At 60.7% G+C, this 22,818-nt stretch carries 21 protein-coding genes, 3 pseudogenes and 1 other annotated feature; of the genes and pseudogenes, 13 read left to right on the top strand and 11 right to left on the bottom strand.

Translation table 11 applies throughout. The features are described from left to right. The first annotated feature begins 36 nt into the window (after positions 1-36). From DEVEQU_RS00515 to ugpC, 4 genes are read left to right on the top strand one after another with little or no spacing between them, the layout of a single operon-like run. Complete coding sequence (locus DEVEQU_RS00515; protein WP_126148603.1) at positions 37-957, top strand: carbohydrate ABC transporter permease; 921 nt, start codon at positions 37-39, stop codon at positions 955-957. After that, positions 947-1,822, top strand: coding sequence for a carbohydrate ABC transporter permease (locus tag DEVEQU_RS00510; RefSeq protein ID WP_126148602.1), 876 nt, complete (start codon positions 947-949; stop codon positions 1,820-1,822). The genes DEVEQU_RS00515 and DEVEQU_RS00510 overlap by 11 nt, the downstream gene beginning before the upstream one ends. Then, positions 1,822-2,559, top strand: coding sequence for a tyrosine-protein phosphatase (locus DEVEQU_RS00505; protein ID WP_126148601.1), 738 nt, complete (start codon positions 1,822-1,824; stop codon positions 2,557-2,559). Before DEVEQU_RS00510 ends, DEVEQU_RS00505 begins: the two co-directional genes overlap by 1 nt. Next, on the top strand, positions 2,559-3,683 hold the full coding sequence (ugpC, locus tag DEVEQU_RS00500) for a sn-glycerol-3-phosphate ABC transporter ATP-binding protein UgpC (RefSeq protein WP_126148600.1): 1,125 nt from the start codon (positions 2,559-2,561) through the stop codon (positions 3,681-3,683). The genes DEVEQU_RS00505 and ugpC overlap by 1 nt, the downstream gene beginning before the upstream one ends. A 636-nt stretch (positions 3,684-4,319) precedes the next feature. Here the strand turns inward: ugpC and DEVEQU_RS00495 are convergent. Both DEVEQU_RS00495 and DEVEQU_RS00490 read right to left on the bottom strand, forming a co-directional pair. Then, positions 4,320-5,174 (bottom strand): annotated as a pseudogene (locus DEVEQU_RS00495) (hypothetical protein); the annotation flags it as partial. A gap of 1,287 nt (positions 5,175-6,461) precedes the next feature. Beyond that, entirely contained in the window at positions 6,462-6,671 is a 210-nt protein-coding gene (locus tag DEVEQU_RS00490) for a hypothetical protein (RefSeq protein WP_126148599.1), read from the bottom strand. Positions 6,672-7,030: 359 nt separating this feature from the next. Here DEVEQU_RS00490 and DEVEQU_RS00485 point away from each other — a divergent pair, with 359 nt between their 5' ends. The 6 genes and pseudogenes from DEVEQU_RS00485 to DEVEQU_RS00460 all read left to right on the top strand — a co-directional run bounded on the left by DEVEQU_RS00485 (position 7,031) and on the right by DEVEQU_RS00460 (position 13,972). Next, complete coding sequence (locus DEVEQU_RS00485) at positions 7,031-10,456, top strand: response regulator (protein WP_126148598.1); 3,426 nt, start codon at positions 7,031-7,033, stop codon at positions 10,454-10,456. Beyond that, a complete protein-coding gene (locus tag DEVEQU_RS00480) occupies positions 10,453-11,286 on the top strand; it encodes a CheR family methyltransferase (protein ID WP_223214058.1) in 834 nt (277 codons plus the stop codon). The genes DEVEQU_RS00485 and DEVEQU_RS00480 overlap by 4 nt, the downstream gene beginning before the upstream one ends. Continuing rightward, positions 11,283-11,855: a chemotaxis protein CheB gene (locus DEVEQU_RS00475; RefSeq protein WP_223214057.1), complete on the top strand. Its 573-nt coding sequence runs from the start codon at positions 11,283-11,285 to the stop codon at positions 11,853-11,855. The genes DEVEQU_RS00480 and DEVEQU_RS00475 overlap by 4 nt, the downstream gene beginning before the upstream one ends. A 1-nt stretch (position 11,856) precedes the next feature. Continuing rightward, positions 11,857-12,912, top strand: coding sequence for a sensor histidine kinase (locus DEVEQU_RS00470; protein ID WP_126148596.1), 1,056 nt, complete (start codon positions 11,857-11,859; stop codon positions 12,910-12,912). Positions 12,913-13,152: 240 nt separating this feature from the next. Next, a pseudogene (locus DEVEQU_RS00465) lies at positions 13,153-13,569 on the top strand (ATP-binding protein); the annotation flags it as partial. 82 nt (positions 13,570-13,651) lie between these two features. After that, on the top strand, positions 13,652-13,972 hold the full coding sequence (locus DEVEQU_RS00460) for a transposase family protein (protein ID WP_223214056.1): 321 nt from the start codon (positions 13,652-13,654) through the stop codon (positions 13,970-13,972). A 77-nt stretch (positions 13,973-14,049) separates the two neighbouring features. Here the strand turns inward: DEVEQU_RS00460 and DEVEQU_RS00455 are convergent, their stop codons facing one another. The 3 genes from DEVEQU_RS00455 to DEVEQU_RS00445 form a co-directional block, all read right to left on the bottom strand. Continuing rightward, complete coding sequence (locus tag DEVEQU_RS00455; RefSeq protein WP_126148595.1) at positions 14,050-14,355, bottom strand: DUF6634 family protein; 306 nt, start codon at positions 14,353-14,355, stop codon at positions 14,050-14,052. A 236-nt stretch (positions 14,356-14,591) separates the two neighbouring features. Continuing rightward, entirely contained in the window at positions 14,592-15,476 is an 885-nt protein-coding gene (locus DEVEQU_RS00450; protein WP_126148594.1) for a YsnF/AvaK domain-containing protein, read from the bottom strand. 1 nt (position 15,477) lies between these two features. Further along, positions 15,478-15,876: a YsnF/AvaK domain-containing protein gene (locus DEVEQU_RS00445; RefSeq protein ID WP_126148593.1), complete on the bottom strand. Its 399-nt coding sequence runs from the start codon at positions 15,874-15,876 to the stop codon at positions 15,478-15,480. Between DEVEQU_RS00445 and DEVEQU_RS00440 the strand changes: the two genes are divergently transcribed. The 3 genes from DEVEQU_RS00440 (at position 15,875) to DEVEQU_RS00430 (ending at position 17,663) form a co-directional block, all read left to right on the top strand. Beyond that, the gene (locus DEVEQU_RS00440) at positions 15,875-16,204 is read left to right on the top strand and encodes a hypothetical protein (RefSeq protein ID WP_126148592.1); all 330 of its coding nucleotides are present in this window, start codon (positions 15,875-15,877) and stop codon (positions 16,202-16,204) included. The two genes, DEVEQU_RS00445 and DEVEQU_RS00440, sit on opposite strands and share 2 nt — an antisense overlap. A gap of 60 nt (positions 16,205-16,264) precedes the next feature. Beyond that, on the top strand, positions 16,265-17,083 hold the full coding sequence (locus DEVEQU_RS00435) for a hypothetical protein (protein ID WP_126148591.1): 819 nt from the start codon (positions 16,265-16,267) through the stop codon (positions 17,081-17,083). Positions 17,084-17,255: 172 nt separating this feature from the next. Further along, positions 17,256-17,663 carry a hypothetical protein gene (locus DEVEQU_RS00430; RefSeq protein WP_126148590.1) on the top strand — a complete coding sequence of 136 codons (408 nt, stop codon included), beginning with the start codon at positions 17,256-17,258 and terminating at the stop codon, positions 17,661-17,663. A gap of 104 nt (positions 17,664-17,767) precedes the next feature. On the opposite strand, the gene istB is transcribed toward DEVEQU_RS00430, so the two are convergent. From istB to DEVEQU_RS00400, 6 genes and pseudogenes are all read right to left on the bottom strand, one after another. After that, on the bottom strand, positions 17,768-18,496 hold the full coding sequence (istB, locus tag DEVEQU_RS00425; protein ID WP_126148905.1) for an IS21-like element helper ATPase IstB: 729 nt from the start codon (positions 18,494-18,496) through the stop codon (positions 17,768-17,770). Then, positions 18,496-19,353, bottom strand: a pseudogene (locus tag DEVEQU_RS00420) (Mu transposase domain-containing protein); the annotation flags it as partial. The gene istB and the pseudogene DEVEQU_RS00420, both read right to left, overlap by 1 nt. Positions 19,354-19,390: 37 nt before the next feature. Then, a protein-coding gene (locus DEVEQU_RS00415; RefSeq protein ID WP_223214055.1) for an IS3 family transposase occupies positions 19,391-20,622 on the bottom strand; the annotation gives its coding sequence in 2 pieces (ribosomal slippage) (positions 19,391-20,328 and positions 20,328-20,622; 1,233 coding nt in all). After that, positions 20,222-20,338, bottom strand: a sequence feature (AL1L pseudoknot). (Overlaps the previous gene by 117 nt.) A 91-nt stretch (positions 20,623-20,713) precedes the next feature. Beyond that, positions 20,714-21,229 carry a GNAT family N-acetyltransferase gene (locus DEVEQU_RS00410; protein ID WP_126148588.1) on the bottom strand — a complete coding sequence of 172 codons (516 nt, stop codon included), beginning with the start codon at positions 21,227-21,229 and terminating at the stop codon, positions 20,714-20,716. A gap of 20 nt (positions 21,230-21,249) precedes the next feature. Further along, the gene (locus tag DEVEQU_RS00405; RefSeq protein ID WP_126148587.1) at positions 21,250-21,576 is read right to left on the bottom strand and encodes a hypothetical protein; all 327 of its coding nucleotides are present in this window, start codon (positions 21,574-21,576) and stop codon (positions 21,250-21,252) included. A gap of 399 nt (positions 21,577-21,975) precedes the next feature. Beyond that, positions 21,976-22,818 (bottom strand): SMP-30/gluconolactonase/LRE family protein, encoded by an 843-nt coding sequence (locus tag DEVEQU_RS00400; protein WP_126148586.1) that lies wholly within the window; start codon positions 22,816-22,818, stop codon positions 21,976-21,978.

The following is a 22,818-nucleotide window of genomic DNA, read 5'->3' as shown; positions in this document are numbered from 1 at the left end:
TCTGGGCGGGCCACCCCTCTCTTCAAGGAGCGCGACATGGCCCTAGCTTCCGCTGCCCCCAAAAGATTGCGCCGCAAGAGCCATGCGCGCTGGTCGCCCTGGCTCTATCTGGCCCCGGCACTGATCACCCTGGTGGTCTGGATCTACTGGCCACTGGTCGACGCGGTGCGCCTGAGCTTTTACCAGTGGAACATGCTCCCCACCTCGCCGCAGACCTTTGTCGGCTGGGAGAACTACCAGCGCATCTTCGCGCTGCCCAAGTTCTGGCAGGCGCTGCGCAATACCGGCATCTATGTGGTCGGCCTCCTGCCCCTGGCCGTGCTGATCCCGCTGGCGATCGCCATCTATACCCACGACCTGCCCGAGCGCTCTCGCAACATCTACCGCGCCATCATCTTCGTGCCGATGATCATCGCGCCCGTTGTGGCCGCCGCCGTATGGCGCTGGCTGCTCGACCCCGGCTATGGCCTCCTCAACCAGATGCTCAAGGGGCTTGGGCTCGATTCCGTCAAGTTCCTGTCAGACCCCAAGGTCACGATCTGGACGGTGATCGCCATTACCGGCTGGAAGCTGATGGGCTTTTCCACGCTGATCCTGTCGGCGGCCAATGCCAATATCAACCCGTCGCTGATCGAGGCGGCACGCATGGACGGCGCCAGCCGGTGGGAGATCATCCGCGACGTCCGTCTGCCGCTCCTGAGCTCCACCGTCCTGTTCCTTGTGGTCATGACCATCCTCCTGGGCGCGCAGTGGAGCTTCACCTATATCAACGTCCTCACCGGCGGTGGCCCGCTCGGCGCCACGACCAATATCTACTATCTGCTGTGGGATTTCGGCTTCTCCACCATGTCGGTGGGCTGGGGCTCGGCTTCCGCCGTCATCCTTTTCCTCGGCTTCGGCGCCATAGCCTTCGTGCTGTTCCGCCTGATCGACAGGTATTCCTTCCATGACAACTGATGCCCTCGCCCGCCCCGGGTTCGGCAAGCCCGTCGCGCTGCGCCGGATCTCGTCGCAGTCCGGCCTCAACAGCGCCGCCGGGCACCTCATGATGGTGCTCCTGTCGATCTTTTGCCTGTTTCCGGTCTACTGGATGCTGGTGAGCTCGTTCCGGCCGGCCAATACGCTGTTTGAAACCAGCCTCTGGCCGACGCAACCGTCGCTCGATAACTACACCCGCGCCATCGATGCGATCCCGATCGCGCGCATGCTGGTCAACACGCTGGTATTCTCGGCCGTGTCAACCGTGTTCCAGCTGCTGACCGGGATCCTTGCCGCCTTTGCCTTTGCGCGCTGGAAGTTTCCGTTCGACAAGCTGATCTATACCGGCGTTGCCTTGACCTGGCTGGTGCCGTTCCAGGTGGTGATGATCCCCAATTATCTCCTCGTCGCCCAGCTTGGCCTGCTCGACAGCGTCCTGGCGCTGATCCTGCCCAATATCGCCGCGGCGCTCGCCATCATGCTCTTGGCGCAAGCGATGCGCGGCTTCCCCAAGGAAGTGATCGAGGCGGCCCGGATGGACGGCGCCGGCAATTGGCGGATTTTGTGGGAAGTGCTGGTACCCAACCTTCGCGGCACGATCGCCTCGTTGGCCATCCTCATCTTCATCTCGACCTGGAACGAATACTTCTGGCCGCTGCTGCTTTCCCGCACTGCCGAGAACAGCGTCATCCAGATCGGCATCCAGATGTTCATGACCGCCGAAGGCAATGCCTGGGGCCCGCTCATGGCGGCTTCGACTCTGGCCAGCCTCCCTGTTCTCCTCATCTACATCGTCCTGCAGCGGCAGGTCGTGCAGTCCTTCATGAAATCGGGAATTCGCTGATGCAACCGGCCCCCAGCCGTCACCTGCCCATCACGGGCACCTTCAACGTCCGAGACCTGGGCGGCTATGCCGCCGGGGTCGGAGAGACCCGCTGGCGGCGCCTCCTGCGTGCTGATGCCCTCCACCGCATGGATGATGCGGGCGTCGAGGAGATGCTCGCCGCCGGCGTCACCACCGTCATTGACCTGCGTCATGGCGACGAGTTGATCCACCAGCCCAACCCGTTCCGGGAGCATGCTGAGGTCCGCTACCACAACGTATCGCTGCTGGAAGGGCTCGCGCCTGACCTCATGAGCGAGGGCGACGTCCTGCTCGAACTCTACAAGCTCGCCTTGCTTCAGCGCCAGTCGGCCTTGGCCGAGGTGCTGCGCATCATTGCCGATGCACCACCCGGCGCCGTGCTGTTTCACTGCACCGCCGGCAAGGACCGCACCGGCATCGTCGCCGCCCTGCTGCTGGCAGTTGCGGGTGTCGAGGCGGGCCTGATCGTCGAGGACTATGCGCTGACCGCCAGCATGATCGCGCCCATCGTGGCCGATATCACCGCTGGTGCCGTCGCCCGCGGCGCCGACCCAGCCGGCTTTGCGCGGCTGCTCTCATCGGAACCGGCCACCATGGTCGCGACCCTTGCCTTCATTGAGGCCGAGTTCGGCTCGGTTGCCCTCTATCTCCAACATATCGGGCTTGATGAACCGACCATCGAGCGCCTTCGCCACCGACTCCTGGGAGAAATCTGATGGCCGATCTTTCCATCACCAACGTCAAAAAGACCTATGACGGCAAACTCGTGCTGCATGGCGTGGACGTTGCCATTCCCGACGGTCACTTCGCCGTCATTGTCGGCCCTTCGGGCTGCGGCAAATCCACCTTGCTGCGCATGATCGCCGGTCTCGAAGACATCACCTCGGGCACAATAGCCATCGGCGGCACGGTGATGAACGATATCGAGCCGGCGGATCGCGGCTGCGCCATGGTGTTCCAGAACTATGCGCTCTACCCGCACATGACGGTGCGGCAGAACATTGCCTATCCGCTACGAATTGCCAAGCTGCCCGCGGCGGAACGCGACAAGCGCGTGGAGCAGGCGGCAAAAATTCTCAACCTTACCGACTTTCTCGATCGCCGGCCGGCGCAATTGTCCGGCGGCCAAAGGCAGCGTGTCGCCATGGGCCGCGCCATTGTGCGCGAGCCCGACGTTTTCCTGTTCGATGAACCGTTGAGCAACCTTGATGCCCTTCTACGCGTACAGATGCGCATCGAAATTAAGCGCCTCCATAAGCGGCTTAAGGCGACGTCTATCTTTGTGACGCATGACCAGGTGGAGGCCATGACCTTGGCCGATACTCTGATCGTGATGAATGCTGGCCGGATCGAGCAGACCGGCTCGCCCACCGACATCTACCGCAAACCGGCCTCGGTCTTTGTTGCAGGCTTCATGGGCGCGCCGGCCATGAACCTCCTCCCAGCAACAGTCTCAGACAACGGCCGGGTCCTGCTCGACAGCTTCGGCGGCTCAGAAATCGGCCAGACTGCGCTGGCAGACGGCACGACCCTAACCTTAGGGATTCGCCCCGAGAGCATCGCGCTCTCCACGACGGTCGGCGCCGGCCTCCCTGCCACGGTTGATCTCGTGGAGGAGCTGGGCGGGTCGCGCGTCGCCTACTGCAACCTCGATGGCAAGGAAATCGCCGTTGTGTTGCCGGCGGGCGAACAATCGCTGGATGGCGCGACGGTTTGGCTGAGCTTTCCCGCAGCGGCGCTCCATTGCTTTGACCGGATCACCGGCCAGCGCATCGATGTGCAGGTTAGTCCCACTGCTCTCCTTCTCACGGCAGCAGGGAGGGTGAGCGAGCGGGCCTAGCCGGTGCGTTCCGCGTGGTTGGCGAGCACCGGTGTCGGGAGCAGTGCCAACCTAACTAACGGGTGGTCTCGGCCGCTCTGACGGCACAATGCGCGCTGCCACGGTCCGCCACGCCCGCGTTCAGAGGCTGCATTGCAGGAAGCTACCATTCCGTAATCCATCCTATAGACGATCGGGGCGACGTAAGCGGACTGGCAGCTTTGGGGATCTCACCTTGCCTCTTTGAAAGGCCGGATTGGGGCGCGTTGTCGTCGAAGATCGGCGACTTACTGAACGGCGGCTATCCCAGCGTCGCCGCCTAGAAGCGGCCAGTCCGCATTCCACTTCCACTAGGCCGTTTGTCCCTGTTGGGCATCAGTACCCACAACATGGCCCTGCTGTCCTTCCGGAAGAGGCGCGAGGATTCAAATATCAATCCATCAGGCCAACGGCAGGTCAGGGAGCGCAAGCGTTGCAAGGAGTGTGCACGGAGTTGGATGGGCCTCACCGAACACTCCCTGGCATCCACCTAAGATGCGGCAGGTGGCTCTCGACATCGACTGGCCCATCGAGCAAACCTAGACGCTTGCAGCGACGAAAGTCTCTGGGAAACAGTGTTATGTGGACGCGGCGATCGCCTCCGCATAGCGAGCCTCATCATGCTGCCTCCCACACCTGGTTCAGAATCCTGGCAGCTATGGCCGCCTTATCTTGTGGGAGAAACCGGCCATAGTGCTGCTGCACCATGGCCGGGGTGTCCTGAATAGCATACGAAGCCTGCTCGTAGCTCCCGGTTTGCTTGAGAATATGGGTCGCGAGCACATCGCGAACGTTGTGCGGCCCATGAGGCAGCAGACCTTTGATGGCGCCGCGTCCCGTCCACGGGTTGTAGATGCCATAGCGCTGGATGGTGAGCCGCCAGGCCTCGTAGAACGTGTTCTGGTTGTAGCTGGCATCGGCGCTGGTGCGCTTGACGGATTTCACGAAGAAGGTGCCCGGGTCGACGGCATCGCCGATAAGGCGAGCTCTATGACGATCGATGTAGGCGTCGATTGCATCGTACAGTCCGGCCAGGTCCGGCAGGACCAATTTGAATGGCTTCGAGCCGAAGAATGATGACGTCGAGTTCTTGAATGCAACGGATGGGATCAGCACCTCCCATCCCCGATCGCGCTCACTCCACCGGAGTTCACCTCTCTTCCTGTCCTCGAGATGTCGCTCGGTCGTTGGCTCCCGGCCCCGGGGGCAGACGAGGAGCTCGCGCAGGTTGCGTTGGCGCAGGCCAGTGTGCATGCCCAGGCGGATGAGAAGGAAGGACCTGACGGCCTCGGCAGCGGGTCTGGGATAACGCTGCTCGTCAGGCATCAGTCGCATGATCTCCTCGGTGATCTTGCGGTACTCGCCCACTGGGCTGTCAGCCTCAAGCACAGGCATAATGGGCTCGAAAGGGTCCCGGTGGATGCGGGCAACACGTTCAATCTCGCGGATGCGATGTCGTGCGTGCTTGTAGAAGGCGTCGCTGCTGCGCGTCAAACAGGATGAGACGGAGCGGTTGGTGTGTGTCGCAGGGAGGGCGTAGCCCGACCGGAGGCACATACCAATCGCTTTGCCCGATTTTGGGGTCTGTGATCGCGGCCGTCCCGCTAGAGTGGTGGTTTTCAGGATTGTGGAACCACCTTTGTGCCGGGGCGCCATGTAACCGATCATCAGATGAGGCTTTTCATGAAGCTCAGACAAAACCACACCACCGAGACGGCGTCAGCCATGGGCCGGAAGGCCAGCGGAATGAGACCGCCTGCCAGCGACGCCCCTGGAAGCTGAGATCGAAGCCTGCTTTCGCTGCTACAAACGGGGCAGGAGGTTGCCGTGCCATGCATCACTTGATCGCATTGCTCCAATAACCGACACCCGGGACCTCGCCGCTCGGCTCTCGTTAAATACTTGCAACCGCTCGATCCCTCGTGGCCGATGCCATTGCCTTGGGCATACGCTGTTCCATCCTGCTGGATGGAAGCGCACTGGGCGGCGATAGGCCCGGCGTCCGATGGAAGAAGATCGAATACAGGAGCTCATACCTCCAGACGCGGCCCGCATATACACCCTACCAACCACCGATGGCGCTCGCTCGACTTGGCGACGACGTTGGCGTTCGACCTCATGATCCTTGCACCGACCGCCAGGAGCCGCGAGCCATGCCCGCACGCGTCATAGCTTCCACGTGGAAGACCGGCGCGTTGCCAACCAGGTTGGACTAGGGCTCGGATGCGACCTAGCCGCGCTTCCACACCGGCATTTCACCTTGGTTGGAGAGCCCCAAAGGATAGCCAATAATCCTCGCTCCCGACGATCTATATATCTGTAGGAATGTCGGTTCCACGTGAGCCGGCCGATCACATGCCCAGCGTCGACATCCCCCCGGACGAACTGTGCATTTTAAGGAAGCGAGCGGAAGAGACAAGGGTGGTTTCACCGTCGCGGACGGCATCGGACAGCGACCAGGTGGCCTCATGTTCCGCTGAGCCGACAACCTGTCGCCTCGCACATGGATTTAGACCATGGCGGACCACGTCGCGCCTGACTGACAGGAGGCGTCGGACATTCGTGCTCGCTAGCGCCGTGGTTCAGAGCGGTTGGCGATTGGACGGAGGCCGCTGCATTCATCAGCACGTTGGCACCCCACGTCCGTCGGAACAGGACCGTGCACATGCCGCGTGCAAACCCGACTTCGACCAAGGTCCGCCCGCTGTGGCCGCGGGACCCAATGGGACGATTTCGACGTTCTGGGTTCTCTCACAAGTTCTAGACTTTGCCGAGCCACCCAGGCCCCAAATTTTCAGTCGCTTGAAGATCAAAGAGGTGAAATTTGTCTCCAGCCGAAGCCGCACGCTTCTGAACGAATACAAGAAGGCCTTGAAATCTTGGGTGATGGCTTTCACCGGCTTCTCCGGTGAAGACGAGAGTAAATTGCGGGTCGCCTGACGATGGCCTGTCTGTCTTGTCGGAAATCATCAACGAGTTTCCTTAAATGGCCGATCGCGATGCCGAATAGGACAGCCCGCTGCTGCTGATAGATAGAGTGTGACGGAATGATTGGTTCCCACATTGCCCCGGCGGCCATGGCGTCACGCATCGCCTTCACGGGCCTCAGCTTCCCAGCGGCCTGTTTGCTCCTGATTGTCGAATCTCCCTTGAGAACAGCCTCCCCAAGACACGCCGCATGGACCGGTCTTCACCCTATGGTATGGCATTGCTCCTGAAGGTGCTTTCCCGGGCGGGATGATCTGCGGATCTATAGAGGCTGCTTGAACCACGAGCGCGGTCTGGGCATATGATCCAATCGCTTACCTTTGCCAACAATGAGAAAAACGATGAATGGCAGCGCCACCCGCGACTTTTCAAGAACTTCGCTTGGTATCGATCCCGGTGTGGCAATGGGGCTTGCCGGGGCGTTGATCTTCTTCATCGCGAGCGGATTTGTCGCGTATACGAATTTCCAAGCCCTTCGCGAAGGCAATCAGCGCATCGTCCAAACGCACGTCGTCATCGTCGCCTTGGACGAGCTCCTGTCACACGTGCAGGACGCGGAAACCGGGCAACGCGGCTATTTGCTAACCGGCACAGATACCTATCTCGCTCCCTACGACTCCGCTCTGCGTGCCATCGGGCCGCAGCTGGACAGGATCGCCAATCTGACCAACCAGAGTTCGGTGCAAGAGGATCGCTTGGAGATCTTGCGGCAGCGTGTCGATGCGAAGCTCGCCGAATTGAACGAAACGATCGAACTGCGTCGGACTGCAGGGATCGAAGCAGCTCTCGCCCTCGTCAATTCCGATCGAGGCATGATCGAGATGGATGCCATTCGAGCCCAGATCAGAGCCATGGCCGACGAGGAAGTGCGCATACGAGGACTGCGGATCGTCGAAATGGAAGACGCGCAGCAGCGGGCCCTGCTCAGCACGCTGTTGTCGGGGGCACTGGGCATTCTGCTCACCATCGTGATCGCATTCATGCTGCGGCGGACCACACTCTTGCGGCGGCGCGATCAATGGCTTCAGGCGGGCCAGGTCGGTCTCGCGACGGCGGCCATGGGCGACCAGTCGATCGACCGGCTCGGTAATGCCATCCTGGATTATTTGGCGGAGTACGTCGGCGCCGTGGCCGGCGCGATCTATGTCAGCGATGGCGATCGTTACAGCAAGGCCTCGGCGTATGGCATACCGGAGGGGGCGCAGGTACCAATGCACTTCAGGACCCGGGAAGGTCTGCTTGGCCAGGCGGCTGCCGAGCAGCGAACGATCGTCGTTGGTGACGTTCCTCAGGGCTACATCGCCTTCGGATCGGCGCTGGGTTCCGAGAAACCAAGATATCTGGCTATCGTCCCCGGCATCGTCGAAGGCGAAGTCAATTCCGTCATCGAGCTCGGCTTCGTGCATTCGATCGACGAGAAGGCCATAGCGCTCCTCGCCCGTGCGTCGGAGGGAATTGCGATCGCGGTTCGGTCCGCGAAGTATCGGGGCGAGCTGCAGAACCTTCTTGAGGAGACCCAGCGGCAGTCCGAGGAATTGCAGACCCAGAGCGAGGAACTGCGGGTCAATAATGAAGAATTGGAGGAACAGGGAAGAGCTCTCAAGGAGTCGCAGGCCCGGTTGGAGCAACAACAGGTCGAGCTCGAACAAACCAACTCGCAATTGGAGGAACAAGCGCAGCAACTGGAAGCCCAGCGCGACGATCTCGAACGCGCGAATTCCGCGGTTCTGCACAAGGCACGCGAGGTGGAGCAGGCAAGTCAATACAAGTCGGACTTCCTGGCGAACATGTCTCACGAGTTGCGGACACCGCTCAACTCTTCGCTCATCCTTGCCCGTCTCCTCGCCGACAATCCGCAGGACAACCTGACCACCGAACAGGTCAAATATGCCAAGACGATCGAAGCGTCTGGTAACGACCTCCTCAACCTGATCAACGATATCCTCGATCTCTCCAAGATCGAAGCGGGGCACGTCGAGATGCATCCGGAGATCGTGCCGGTGGAGCGCTTGGCGCAGGGTATGCGCCAGCTCTTCCAGCCCTTGGCATCGGAGAAGAAGCTCGATTTTCGGGTCGACGTAGCTGCAGACTGCCCGCCCACCGTCGCGACAGATCCCCAGCGTCTCGAGCAGGTATTGAAAAACCTACTCTCCAATGCAATCAAGTTCACCGAGACGGGCGCCGTCGCCATGACGGTTACGCCATCGAGCAGCGGAGAAATCTCGTTCGCCGTAACTGATACTGGGATTGGAATTGCCCCTGATCAGCAGCGCAGCGTCTTCGAGGCCTTCCACCAGGCCGACAGTACGATAAGCCGCCGCTATGGGGGCACGGGACTCGGTCTGTCGATCTCTCGCCAGTTGGTGCGTCTTCTCGGCGGTGTGTTGGAGCTCCAGAGCGAAGTGGGCAAAGGCAGCACGTTCACCGTCACCATCCCCTCGAAATACGACGCCGCAGCGGTCCAGCCGCGCGATGCCCTGCCGGTCTCGATGGCCGCGATGCCCGCATCCTCTCCTCAAGAGTCCGTCCCTGCAATTCATCGGAAGATCGAGGACGACAGGGATGCGTTGGCAGGGGGGCACCGAGTGCTACTCGTCGTCGAGGACGACGATTCCTTCGCCGGAATCATGCGCGATCTTTCGCGGCAGGCCGGCTTCAAGTCGCTGGTGGCCGGCACCGCAGAGGAGGCCCTGTCCTTGGCGCAAGAATTTCTGCCCAATGCCATCGTGCTCGACGTCGGTCTTCCCGACCAGTCGGGGCTGGCGGTTCTTGACCGCTTGAAACGCGACGTCAGGACCCGCCACATCCCTATCCACGTCGTGTCCGCCAGCGATCACACGGATACTGCCTACTCGCTCGGCGCCGTTGGCTACGCCATCAAACCCGTCAACCGCGATCAGTTGATGGACGTGCTGCACCGCCTCGAAGAGCGTCTCGATCAAGGCGTGCGCAGGGTATTGATCGTCGAGGACGATCCGGTCCAGCGCGATGCCATCGTCACGCTGTTGGCATCGCGTGCCGTCGAGACGGTGACAGCGAGCACCGCCGCGCAATGTCTGGAGCTGCTGAAGCAGCAGACATTCGATTGCATGGTGCTGGATCTCACCCTGCCAGACGGATCGGGCCATTCGCTCCTGGAAACGCTCAGCCAGGGCACGTCCTACGCTTTCCCGCCAGTGATCGTCTACACCGCCCGCGACCTTTCCGCGGACGAGGAGCAGCGGCTGCGGCAGTACTCGAAATCGATCATCATCAAGGGCGCCAAGTCGCCTGAACGCCTACTCGACGAAGTGAGCCTCTTCCTGCACCAGGTGGTGTCCGAACTTCCCGACGAACAGCAGAAGATGATCCGCAGAGCGCGCAATCGAGACGCGCTTCTCGAGGGCCGTCGCATCCTCGTGGTCGAGGACGATGTGCGCAACGTGTATGCGCTGACCAATATCCTCGAGCCTCGTGGTGCGGTCGTCGAGATCGCACGCAATGGCCAGGAAGCCTTGGATCGCCTCGCCAAGGCGGCGGAAGAACCGGACACCGCCATCGATCTGGTCCTCATGGACGTCATGATGCCGGTAATGGACGGCCTCACCGCCACGAGGGAGATCCGGAAGAACCCCGTCTGGAAGAAACTGCCCATCCTCGCTCTGACGGCGAAGGCAATGCCCGACGACCAACAGCGATGCATCGATGCCGGCGCGAACGACTACATGGCAAAGCCCCTCGATGTCGAGAAGCTGCTCTCCCTCGTCCGCGTGTGGATGCCCAAGTGACGGAGCTGCCCGAGAAGGTCGAGGACATAGAAATCAGACTGCTGCTGGAAGCCTTGTTTCTCCGGTACCACTATGATTTCCGAAATTATGCCATGGCTTCGATAAAGCGGCGCCTGCGGCAGGCGCGGGAACAACTCGGCTTCTCGACATTTTCTGCCATGCAGGAGAGCATCTTGCGGGACGCAGACATGCTGCCCCAACTGCTCCGGTTCATGACCGTTCAGGTCAGTGAGATGTTCCGCGATCCGAGCTATTTCCGCGCGCTGCGCGAGCGCGTCGTTCCGCACCTGAAGACCTATCCTTCGCTGAAGGTTTGGGTTGCAGGGTGCAGCACTGGAGAAGAACTCTATTCTCTGGTGATCCTTTTCCGAGAAGAAGGACTGGAAGAGCGCACCCTGTTCTATGCCACCGATATCAATCACGACGCGCTGGAAACCGCTCAAGCCGGTATCTATCCGATGGAACGAATACCATTGTTCACCCAGAACCACCGGCAATCCGGCGGGAAATCCTCGCTCTCGGATTATTATCAGGCCGCTTACGGGCGCGCGTCGTTGGACAAGACGTTGCGCAAGAACGTCGTGTTCTCCGATCACAGTCTGGTCACGGACTCTGTCTTCGCCGAGATGCACCTGATCTCATGCCGGAACGTCCTCATCTATTTCGACAAGGCACTGCAGGATAGGGCGCTCGGGCTGTTCGAGGACTCCTTGGCCCGCCGCGGCTTCCTAGGCCTTGGATCGAAGGAGAGCCTTCGGTTCTCGAGTCACGCCTCTGCGTTCGCCGACTTCGTGCGTGAGGAGAAGATCTACCAGCGGAGCAGCGAATGATGCGCCCGGGACCTCAAATCGTTGTCATCGGCGCCTCGGCAGGCGCCGTCGACGCGCTCGGCGCGATACTGCCTTCCATCCCCGAGGATTCCGGATTGTCGATGCTTGTCGTGGTGCACGTTCCTCCCGACAAGCGCAGCGTCATGGCTGAACTGTTCAGGGCCAAATGTCGTCTCATGGTGGTTGAGGCCGAGGACAAGATGCCTATAGAGCCAGGCGTGGTCTATTTCGCGCCCCCGGACTATCATCTCCAGGTCGAAGCCGATAAGACACTCTCGCTTTCGGGAGACGAACCAGTCCTGTATTCGCGCCCATCGATCGACGTCCTGTTCGAGAGCGCAGCGGAGGCTCTTGGGCCGCTACTGATTGGGTTGATCCTGACTGGAGCCAATCAGGATGGCGCCAACGGAATGGCCGCCATTGTTGGAGCAGGAGGAATCGGCATCGTCCAAGACCCTCGAACCGCCTTTGCACCGGCGATGCCGGAGGCCGCAATCGCGGCATGTCCACAAGTCCGAGTCTTGGCCCTGGCCGAAATCTCGACCTTCCTGCGAGAGGTTGAAGTCTGATATGGAGCCAGTACCGTTTCTCCTGGTCGACGATCTCGAAGAAAATCTCCTCTCCCTCGACGCACTGCTGCGTCAGGACGAGCTGCTCCTGCTCAAAGCCCGGTCGGGCGACGAAGCACTTGAAATACTGCTCCAGAACGATGTCGCTCTGGCGCTCGTCGATGTGCAGATGCCCGGCCTCGATGGATTCGAGTTGGCCGAACTCATGCGCGGAAACGAGCGGACCCGCCGAATCCCGATCATCTTCGTGACTGCGGGCGCGGCCGACGTACAGCGGCGGTTCCGCGGGTATGAAGCCGGCGCGGTCGACTTCATCCAGAAGCCAATCGAAGCGAGCGTTTTGCGCAGCAAGGTCGCAGTCTTCTTCGAACTGTATCGACAACGTCAGCAATTGACCTCGCAAAGAGATGAACTGGCGGTGCATGCGGAGGCGCTGAAGGAAGCCACGCAGCACAAGGACGTCATGCTGCGTGAGATCAATCACCGGATAAAGAACCTGTTCAGCCTCACTGGCGGTCTGATTTCTCTCAGCGCCCGGTCCGCGAACAGCGTGGCAGAGCTGGAATCCGATCTACGGTCCCGCCTGCATGCGCTTGCTGTCGCCCATGAACTGACCTTGCCCGACCCTTCGACGGACAGCCAGGGCGAGACCGGCACCTCGGTGATGTCATTGCTGCAGGCCTTGACGGCTCCGCATCAGCAGGCCCAAGGGGCAGTCATCGAGATCACCGGCGTGGACGCACCGCTGAAAGGCGCAGGACTAACGTCGTTGGCTCTGCTGCTCTACGAACTGATCACCAACGCCGTCAAATACGGTGCGCTGTCTACCCCGCAAGGTCATCTCGCGATCGAGCTCGCCTTGGCCGGTGAGAAGCTCCGCGTGAACTGGATCGAGCGCGGGGCGCCATGCCGGGAGGACCGAGCGGAGCGCGAAGGCTTTGGATCGACGCTGGAGAAAGCAGCGCTCCGGGGCATCGACGGCCAGATCTCCAAAGAATGGCGCCCGGAGGGGCTGAGCCTGCAACTCGAAATGCCCTTGACCAGCCTGGGGGGCTGAAGCGAAGGATCGACCTCGCCGCCTGGACCTGTCGGCACGCAAACGGTCAGGTCTCGACAAATCCGCTCGATGACCCAGGATTCGTGATGGCCGCCATTGTCGATCGTCGTTTGATGCCATCGTCAGCGAGGATGTATAGCATTGTTCGCCGTTGGATGCTGCCGCGGAGCGCACGTCCCCGTGTAAGGCATTCGGAAGCTTAGACCGCCGCAGTTTTGGGCGGCCAAAACGACGGTGGATCAAGCTCGTGTCTTCTCGACCGTCGAGTTGGTCAACGCGCTCGAGCAGGAGAAAATGCAAGGAAAGGCTGGTCAGATTGCCGGGCGCCTCGCTTATGCCGATCTCGTCATTCTCGACGAGCTGGGATACCTGCCGTTCAGTGCTTCAGGTGGGGCCTTGCTCTTCCACCTGCTCAGCAGGCTCTACGAGCATACCAGCGTCGTCATCACCACCAATCTCAGCTTTAGCGAATGGGCCAGCGTCTTCGGTGACGCCAAGATGACCACGGCGCTGCTCGACCGGCTCACTCATCACTGCCACATCCTTGAGACCGGAAACGACAGCTTCCGCTTCAAGAACAGCTCTGCTCATCCCCCGCCGAAACCAAAGGAGAAACCTAGACCCTTGACCGCAACAACCGACCCGAAAGAAAACTAAAAGGCGGGTCACTTCTCGGCTCTGACTCACATTTGCTGCTGTTCGGGCCAAGGTTCGCGCTGGTTCGTAGGAGGATCAGCAGATGCAGCATGGTTTTCAGCGCGCGAGCCTTGCGCCGAGTGGTTTTGCAGTAGATGCGGTGCAGGTCTTGGCGGACAGGGTGCAAATCCTGCTTCGATCTCGCCGATCGTGGGGAGACTGCCCTGCCTGCGGAGGCCGTAGTCGGCGTGTGCAAAGTCGCTATAGGCGACGGCCAGCAGATTTGCCGCTCGGTGGACGACGGGTAGAGCTTTCGATCCTGACGCGTCGGTTTTGGTGTGATGGTGTTCTTTGCGGCCGTCGCATTTTTTGCGAACGTTTCGATGACAGCGTCTTGGGTCGGTATATGCCAGAACGATCTTAACCGTTCATCTTCATCCATCACACTTCGTAGCCGATGTTGTCTGGACTACATCGGCTAAGAAGACCGGATTTAATTGCTCAAGGCTGCGGATCGCCAAGCCTGTACCAGCGCGACAACGTCCTGGCATATCCGGCGATAGGGTCGAGATAATACACTCCAGAGGTGACAACCGGCCCCGGCCTCACGCTCGGATGGCCTTCCACAAACCCCATCAATGCGGGCTCGGCGCGCCGGCCCAGGCGCCAATCGTTCAACACCGGGGCGGCAGAGATGTCCCGGATGGATGGCGCCTCCAACTCCTCGATGAGTCGGAGGTCACGGGAAAGAGCGTGGATGCGTTCCGCGATCTCGCGGACTTGAGGATTCTCGAACGTGAGCAGCACGACGACGTCTCCTAAGTAGGGGAAGTGGACGTCGTGCGGACGAGCGGCACGCGGGATCAGGCTTGGGGACTCGCATATGGATGCGCAGGCCGAGTAATTCAAGTGGATCGGGTTCCACTCGAAAGGGATATCGGGTTCAGACGGCTCGCAGCTTCGCCATTCGATGCTGGGAACGGGCGGCAGGCAACATTTGCCGGAAGCCTGGCGGCGCCCCGTCGGGGCGCCGCTGCGAATATTTAGATGCGGTTGCGCGACTGATCGATGTCGACCGAGCGATCGTCTTCGATCTCGACTTCCGTCTTACGAACTGTATCGCTGACGGTCTCGGTGCGATCAGTGCCTTCCTTGCGAAGGGATATCTCCTCGACCACACGAGCTTCCTTGGCGATCACCGCCTCTTCGGCATGCTGTTCCGCCTCGATAACGCGATCCGTGAAAGCATTGTCGGTGGCACCAAGCGGACGGTCGACGGATCGACGCTCGATGGTGACGTTTTCGTTGTGCAGATTGACGTCGGCGCTGACCGGTTCCTCACGCACATAAGACCGCACGCGAACTCGGCCCAGATTGACGTCGCGCTTGCCCACGACAAGGCGTTCGTCGACGACTGGAATGGCCTCGCTGCCGCCCTCTTCAAGCGTGCGTGACGATGCCTGTGCGGTGTTGGAGCCGCCATAGGTGCCGCTGATCCCGCCGGCAGAGGCGCTTTCGGTCGTGTAAGAAGACACCGCATCAGCCGAATAGCCGGACCAGCCTTCGCTACGCCAGCTTTCCTCGCGCTCGTCGAGATCGATCGAACCTTCATCATCGAGGATATCGAGGGCGACATCGTGCTGACTGGCCGCGAGATTGTCGACAACGACGAGATACCCGCCGCGCGACAGGCCTTCGGCATAGGAGTAGCGATCTTCGTCGGGGAAGAAGAAATCGGCGAGCGCGGCAAAGAAGCCCTGATGGTGCTGCGACCGGTCTTGGACCGGGGTGTCGCTCTCATAGCCTGGCACAATGCGGGCGGTGGTAATGCCAGCCTGGTTCAGGCGATCGACGGCGCGCGAGGCTTCGGATTCGCTGTCGAACAGCGCCGACAGGGTTCGGTTGTCAACACTCGAGATTTGGCTCATTTCAAGTTTCCTCTTCGCTGGTAGGGTTGGCGACATCGAGCCGTTCGATCACCGCGTGTTGTTCGCGAAGATCGATACTGGTCTCGACGGTCTCGTGCGAAACGGTGCGGCGGATATGCAGCTCTTCCTTGAGGACGAGACGCTTCTCGACGATGAGGATTTCCTCAACTATCGGGACGATAGTCACGTCGCCCTCGGTGCGAATGGCCGGTGCTTCGTCGACTTCGCGATTGACCGGTACCCGCTCCACATCGACAGCCTCCGAGCGCAAGGCGGCCGTCACGAGTTCGTCGTGATGCTCGGTGCGGGTTTCGACCCGAACCTTGCCGGTCACGACCTCGCGCTTAGCCAGGGTGGCGCGTTCGGAGACGATCTCCAATGTGGATGAAGGGTCCTGCATGGCTGATCCGTTTCAATGCCCGAAGCCAACGGGCCAAGAAATCACAAGTTCCGACGAAGCGACGTTAGCCGTCATCACGATGTGCTCGGGTAACCATTTCGCTGTTAAAGGCCGGAGAACCTCATGGATAAAAAGGGCATGGTTGGATCGCGCCAACTCGAATGAAGAGATGATGGACGGAATCACTTCGCCAGTGGTGAGTATCCCGTCGCAGAGCGAGATCGTTTTAGCCGTTTGGCAAGACAAGGCTGCCGAAAGTGACGTTTCGACCCTGCTGAAGGGGCAGAAGCGACGTGCGGCGTCTATGGGCAGCCGTCATCAAAATTGATCCGGGGATCCGTGTTCAATCACACTTCCCGGAACTAACACCTCGAGGAACTCTCGATGTATGAAAGCGAATCTTCAAAGAGCTGACTTCGTGCGGGTCGATCATCTTCAACACGCTTGGCATCAAGCGTTGAAGGAGCGGCTTGATCCGCATCTATCCGTGGAGAGAGAGGAGCGCATGTTCGACCTCGTGGCAAGCTGCGATCCCACGCCGGCAGGGCGTTACCTTTCATGGCTATCGCGCTGGCGTCGCAGGAATTGGGACATCCTGGGTCTGCGCGCCATGTGCGGCGCGGGAGAGTTGGCCGAAGTGATGGCGGCTCTTCAACATTTCGACCGTATCAGGAAGTTCCTGCCCAAGGGTCGTGGCGACGTAAACACGTATCATTCCGCTCAGGACCTCTTCAACGCCGAGGGATACATCAAGGGACCGGGACGGCGAGATCTGCGCCGTGCGGAACGCGATGTGGCCATGGCGGGCAGCGAGGTGCTGTTCGACGAGGGACGCTGGAGGCTTGTGCTGCTGAGAAGCCAAGCCGCGGCAGCGTGGTGGGGCATGGGAACGAGATGGTGTACCGCTGCTCGCTCTGACAACCGCTTCGAACTCTACGCCAGACAGGGTGACCTCCTGGTGATCCTCTCACCCTGCGACAGGTATCAATTGTCCTGCGCAACCGGCGAGTTCAGGAACTCGTCCGATGGCCACGCCAATCTCGCTCAAGTTCTCCACCGCGCGCCAAGCGCGATGAGAAGCATACTCGAAAGCAAGATGGGGCTTCGCTGGGAGACCTTGACGTCTCGGAGGGTTACCGAACTCTATTTTTCCCTTCGCTCCAGCGACGACACTTGCCATCGGGATCGTGCATCCGCGACAGGCTAGGCATGGTCGTCATGGCCAAGACGCGCGCGCGCAACGCTGCCACGTCTTCTGCTGCCATCCGTGCTTGGTGGCACAGGACTTCATCTGTTCCACCTCGACTGTCGGTTGGACGACGATCCTCGTGACTCCGGCAATGAAGGCTTGCAGATCCGGGGGACTTCCGGAAAGCTGAATGCAGGAAAAGGAATCGCCCATGACCCACAGCAGCGCAGTCACCCAGATTCTTCGAATGAATCGGTACGTCACCTCGACGTTCGCGCTGCTCGCGCACGCACGGGAGGATTTCGGTTCTCCCGACGGGGCGGCGAAACTTGCTCGTCTACTCGATATCTCACCTGCTCAAGCTGCTGGAATGATCGCTGGAAAACCATCTGCGGGATTGCATCGCCTCGCGTTCTACTACGGCTTCATGCCAGAGGGCGAAGAGCGAGATACTTGGAGGGCTTTGCCGATGCGCGAACAGCCGTTCAATGACGGACCGGCAATGGTTTGGGGCTCGGCTATGGCGGAATACGTGCACGACGTGCTCACCGCCAAATGCGATCTCCGGCCGACGCCGTGGCCCATCCGGTACTGTTGACCCCCTATCGGCATCCAATATTGACCCCCTGATGATTGTGGGGGCGGGCCGGACGTCGGAGCTGGTCAGGGTTGCGCAGGCGTTCGGCCCGCGAGGCGAGATGGTCAGGCTCTGTTCTTGAAGCGCCAGCTATCGTTTCCGGTCTCGACGATATCGCAGTGGTGGGTCAGTCGGTCGAGCAGCGCTGTGGTCATTTTGGCATCGCCGAAGACCGAGGGCCATTCCCCGAAGGTGAGATTGGTGGTAACGATGACCGAGGTCTGCTCATAGAGGCGGCTGACCAGGTGGAAGAGCAGTTGGCCGCCTGACTGGGCGAAGGGCAGATAGCCCAGTTCATCGAGGATTATGAAGTCCTTGCGGCCCATATACTCGGCCAGACGGCCTTGTTTGCCAGCCCGGGTCTCGGTCTCGAGCCTGTTGACCAGATCGACAACGTTGAAGAAGCGGCCCCGCGCACCATTGCGGATACAGGCCCGGGCGATGGCGATGGCCAGGTGGGTCTTGCCGGTCCCGGTGCCACCGACCAGCACGATGTTGCGCTGGGTGGTCAGGAAGTTGCCGGCGGCCAGGTCGCGCACCAGGGTCTCGTTGATGCCGGTATCATCGAACACGAAGTCATCCACGTCCTTGGCCAGGGGCAGCTTGGCGATGGTCATCTGGTATTTGATGGACCGCGCCTGCTTCTCGGCGATCTCGGAGGTGAGCAGGTCCGAGACGATCCGTTCGGGTTGATGTTCGCGCTTGATGGCCGTGGCGATGATCTCGTCATAGGCGCTCTTCATGCCGTAAAGCTTGAGCGCGTTCATCGTGGCCAGGATCTCGGAGCGTTCCATCATATTGCCCTCCTCAGGCTGTCATAGCGGGAACAATCGGCCGTTGGCTCGATGCGGAGCCGGAGGGCCTGTGGGGTATTGAGGATGGTGACCGGGCTGCGCGGTTCGTGTTTCCGGGCCAGGATATTGAGCACGATATCGGCGGAACAGACCCCCTCGCGCACCGCTTCTGCGCAGGCCGCCTCGACCACGGGCAGACCATCGCTGAGCACGGCGGTGAGGATGCTCACCATCTGCCGGTCGCCATCGTCTGCAGAGCGCAGCCGGCGCCGGATCTTCTCGATGCTGACCGGCAGCACCCAGTTCTTGAACGGAGCGCCATTGCGCCAAGCACCGGGCTTGCGGGCCAGCACCGGCACGTAATGCCAGGGATCGTAGATGGTCTGGTCGCGCCCGAAGGAACGGGCATGCTCACCCACCACGAGGCCATCCTGGCGCAGCTCGATGCGGTCAGCATAGGCCCGGATCTCGACCGGCCGACCGACGGCATGAGCCGCGACCGAGTATCTGTTGTTGTCGAACCGCACCAGGCAGGTCTTGCTGACCGATGCGGTCACGGCATGGAAGCCGTCGAAGGCGCCGGTATAGGGCACCAGGCTGGGGCGTTCGGCTTCGAACACCTCCCAGATGGTCCGATCGCGGAACTCGGGATGCCGGTGTGCCCGGGCATAGGCAATGGTCTTGTCCAGCAGCCAGGCATTGAGCTCGTCATAGCTCCGGAACCGCAGACGCGGCGTGAAGAAGCGTTCCCGCACCAGGCCGACCTGGTTCTCGACCTGACCCTTCTCCCAACCGGAGGCCGGCGTGCAAGCGACGGGGTCAACCAGATGATGGCCGCACATCTGCAGGAAGCGCTGAACCGCACCGGGAATTCCGGAGGCTGTTTGATTTAAGTTATGCGGCCATGGCCGGTTGTTCCAGTGCGGCGTAGAAGTTTGCCTTAGCTTCCGCTGGCGGGATATTGCCGATGGGCTCGAGGAGGCGCCGGTGATTGAACCAGTCGACCCATTCGAGGGTGGCGAACTCGACGGCCTCGATGTTTCGCCAGGGCCCGCGCCGGTGGATCACCTCCGCCTTGTAGAGACCGTTGATGCTTCCGGCCAAGGCGTTGTCGTAGCTGTCCCCGACGCTGCCCACCGACGGTTCGATGCCGGCCTCGGCCAGGCGCTCGGTATAGCGGATACTGACGTATTGCGACCCGCGATCTGAGTGGTGCACCAGACCGCCGCGATGGATGGGGCGGCGGTCGTGGATCGCCTGCTCGAGGGCATCCAGCACGAAGCTGGCATGGGCGGTGCGGCTGACCCGCCAACCCACGATATAGCGAGCGTAGACGTCGATCACGAAGGCCACATAGGCGAACCCGGCCCAGGTCGCGACGTAGGTAAAATCGGAGACCCAGAGCCTGTTGGGCGCCGGGGCATGGAACAGGCGATTGACGTGATCGAGCGGGCAAGGCGCCGCCTTGTCGCTGATCGTGGTGCGCACTGGCTTGCCACGGACCACGCCCTGCAGGCCCAGATCGCGCATCAGGCGCTCGACGCTGCATCTGGCAACGTCATACCCCTCCCGCTTCATCTGCCGCCAGACCTTACGCACGCCGTAGACGCCGAAGTTCTCGGCAAAGACCCGCAGGACCTCAGGCTTGAGGGTCTCATCACGCCGGGATCGGGCAGACCGCCGGACAGGATCGCGGCGCTGGGCAACGCGTTCGTGGTAGCTGGATGGGGCGATCGGCAGAACCCTGCAGATCGGCTCGACCCCATAAGCATCCCGGTGCTCATCAATGAAGGCGATCATCGCTTGAACGGGCGGTCGAGCTCCGCCTGGGCGAAATATGCGGAGGCTTTGCGCAGGATCTCGTTGGCCTGACGCAGCTCCCGGTTCTCCCGTTCCAGGGACCTGAGCTTCTCGGCCATATCCGTGGTCACGCCAGCCCGCTTGCCGCTGTCGACCTCGGCCTTCTTCACCCACTCGTTGAGGGTATGGGCCGAGCAGCCGATCTTGCCGGCAACCGACACCACCGCTGCCCAGCGGGACGGGTACTCCCCGCCATGCTCTTGAACCATCCGCACCGCACGGGTCCGGACCTCAACTGAAAACTTGTTCGTCGTCTTGCTCGTCATGCTCCATCCTACTCAGGAGTTGGAGCCTCCGGCAAACCCGGTGCGGTTCATTTCAATCGATCGCATTCATTCAAGCCAGCACTATTCATCCCTACCCGCGCTGAAGAAGCACCGACTGGAGGTCACCTACTGTGACCTCGTCGTATTTCTCGTATCCCAATCGTTTTGCCAATTTGATCGAGGCGAGATTTCGAGGGTCTATGCGACAGGTCGTCTTCCGCAGGCCCTTCTTCTCCGCCCATGACAGGACTGTAGTAAGAGCCTCACGCGCGAGACCTAAGCCCTGGTACCGCGGCAGCAAAGCCCAACCGGCTTCCGGGGGCTCACCGAACGACGTCAACGCGTCCCTATGGTAATGGGCTATACCCACTTCACCCACTAGTGCTTGGTTGAACTTGTCCTCAACAAGGAAGTACCCGTAGCCAAGCAGCTCCCAGTGGCCGGAGTAACGAAGGATGCGACCCCAGACCTCCTCAGACGTAGAGGGGCGGCCCGTGATGTACTTCGTCACATTTTCATTGCTCCACAGGCGCAAGCACTCATGGAAGTCGGCTGGACAATGGGCACGTAGCACCAATCTGTCCGTCTCTAGGCGCGGCACATCCATCCCTGTCTACTCACCAATGGCTATGCAATCGTGACCAGGATGATTATGCCAAGCGCGGTGTCCAGAACGAAGCAGAACTCGGAGAGCGACCGAGATACGACCCTGTTCACCCGATGGTGGTAAACGTCCCACGCCGCGTGGGCAAAGAGAGCCACAGCTACTAGAAGGGCGCCCACCTTGGGCTCAACGGCCAACGCGACCAGAGCCGCCGCACTAAAGGTCAGCATTCCGATGGTCTGAAGCGGCAGTCCGCTCATGGGGCGGATGAACACGCCTTTCACGACACCATAAGCGAGAAGCGGGCCACTAAGAATGATCAGCACCCATGCCGCATTGAGGTCAAACAAGAATGACCCCAGCCCGCCAAGAAGCAAGCTTGCAAAGAATAGAGGCCACGACGAACTCTTCTTCTGCAGAGCCGCAGCGCCAAGATAAATAAGCGCGGATGCCGTAACTACCGGCGCCAGATCTCGACCTTGAGCGAGGTCAAAAGCGAATACGCCAGCCGCTACGGCTCCTGCCTGAGGGCCACCACTGCAACGTTTTTGCCCATCGTTCAAGTGAGTTCAGTGACGAGCTTGTTTCCTCGGGTGTCGATCGTGCAATTTCGGTCATGTATTGGCTCCTTTGATCTGGCAGGAAAATACAACATTCATGGCGTGGCAGAAATGACAGAACTGTACTGTTCTCTGCCACTTTCGCGTGCCGGCTCTCGTCAACCCATCTGCAGCGGCAATGCTTAGGGCCTAAGCTGAGCGCGGATAGCCGGCGTGAGGAACGCTGACTGTTGTGGAATATAGCCTGCCGGTACGAGCAGTAACGTTCACTGATCCGGTCCACTCGTTGGCACAAATGAACAGGGTCCGACCATCATGCCCTCCTAGCATGCAGGCGAAAGCCATGCGGTCTAAGGGAACCTCGTCCAGAACTTGCCCTCCTTCGGCGACTCGGACGCACCGAGCACCTGCAGCGATCCACAAAGCTCCCTCCGCATCCATGCACATCCCGTCGCCGCCTTGGCCCTTGAGTTGCGCCCACAGGCGCGGGTTGCTCAGGGCGCCATCGCTCTCGATGTCAAACGCCGTGAGTCTCCCGTTGAACGACTCGGCACAGATGAGGGTGCCGCCATCAGGTGTGACGACCATGCCGTTCGGGAAGGCCAAGTCGCCTACTTGCCGAACGACTGACCCATCTGGGTGGACGAGCGCGATGAAGCCAGGGCGAAAATCACCACCGGGGAATTCGAAGTTCACGTTGTTGAGGTAGATGCGGCCTGCGCCGTCCACGACGATTTCGTTGTAACGGTGTTCAGCTCCACCCAAGTCCACGAAATCTTCGAGGGCGCCGCTGTTCAACTTTTGCAGCTTCTTGGCCGTGGCATTGACGACCACGAACGTGCCATCCGGCAGCCAATCGAAGGAGATCGGTAGCGAAGCAAGGTTCAGCTGGACTTCGCTGTCTCCGCTCTCGTCCACCGCAAGGATCGCCTGTCCGACCCAATCTGCGAACCACAAGCGCCCCTCATGCCATCTGGGACATTCACCAAGCAGGATGTCAGACTTCAAGAGTTTGAGCTTGTGAGCAGTCAT

Origin of the sequence: Devosia equisanguinis (genome assembly GCF_900631955.1) — a bacterium.
In the GTDB taxonomy this organism is placed as follows: Bacteria; Pseudomonadota; Alphaproteobacteria; order Rhizobiales; family Devosiaceae; genus Devosia; species Devosia equisanguinis.
Note: the sequence above shows the minus strand (reverse complement) of the source record. Positions and strands in the feature narration are given on the sequence as shown.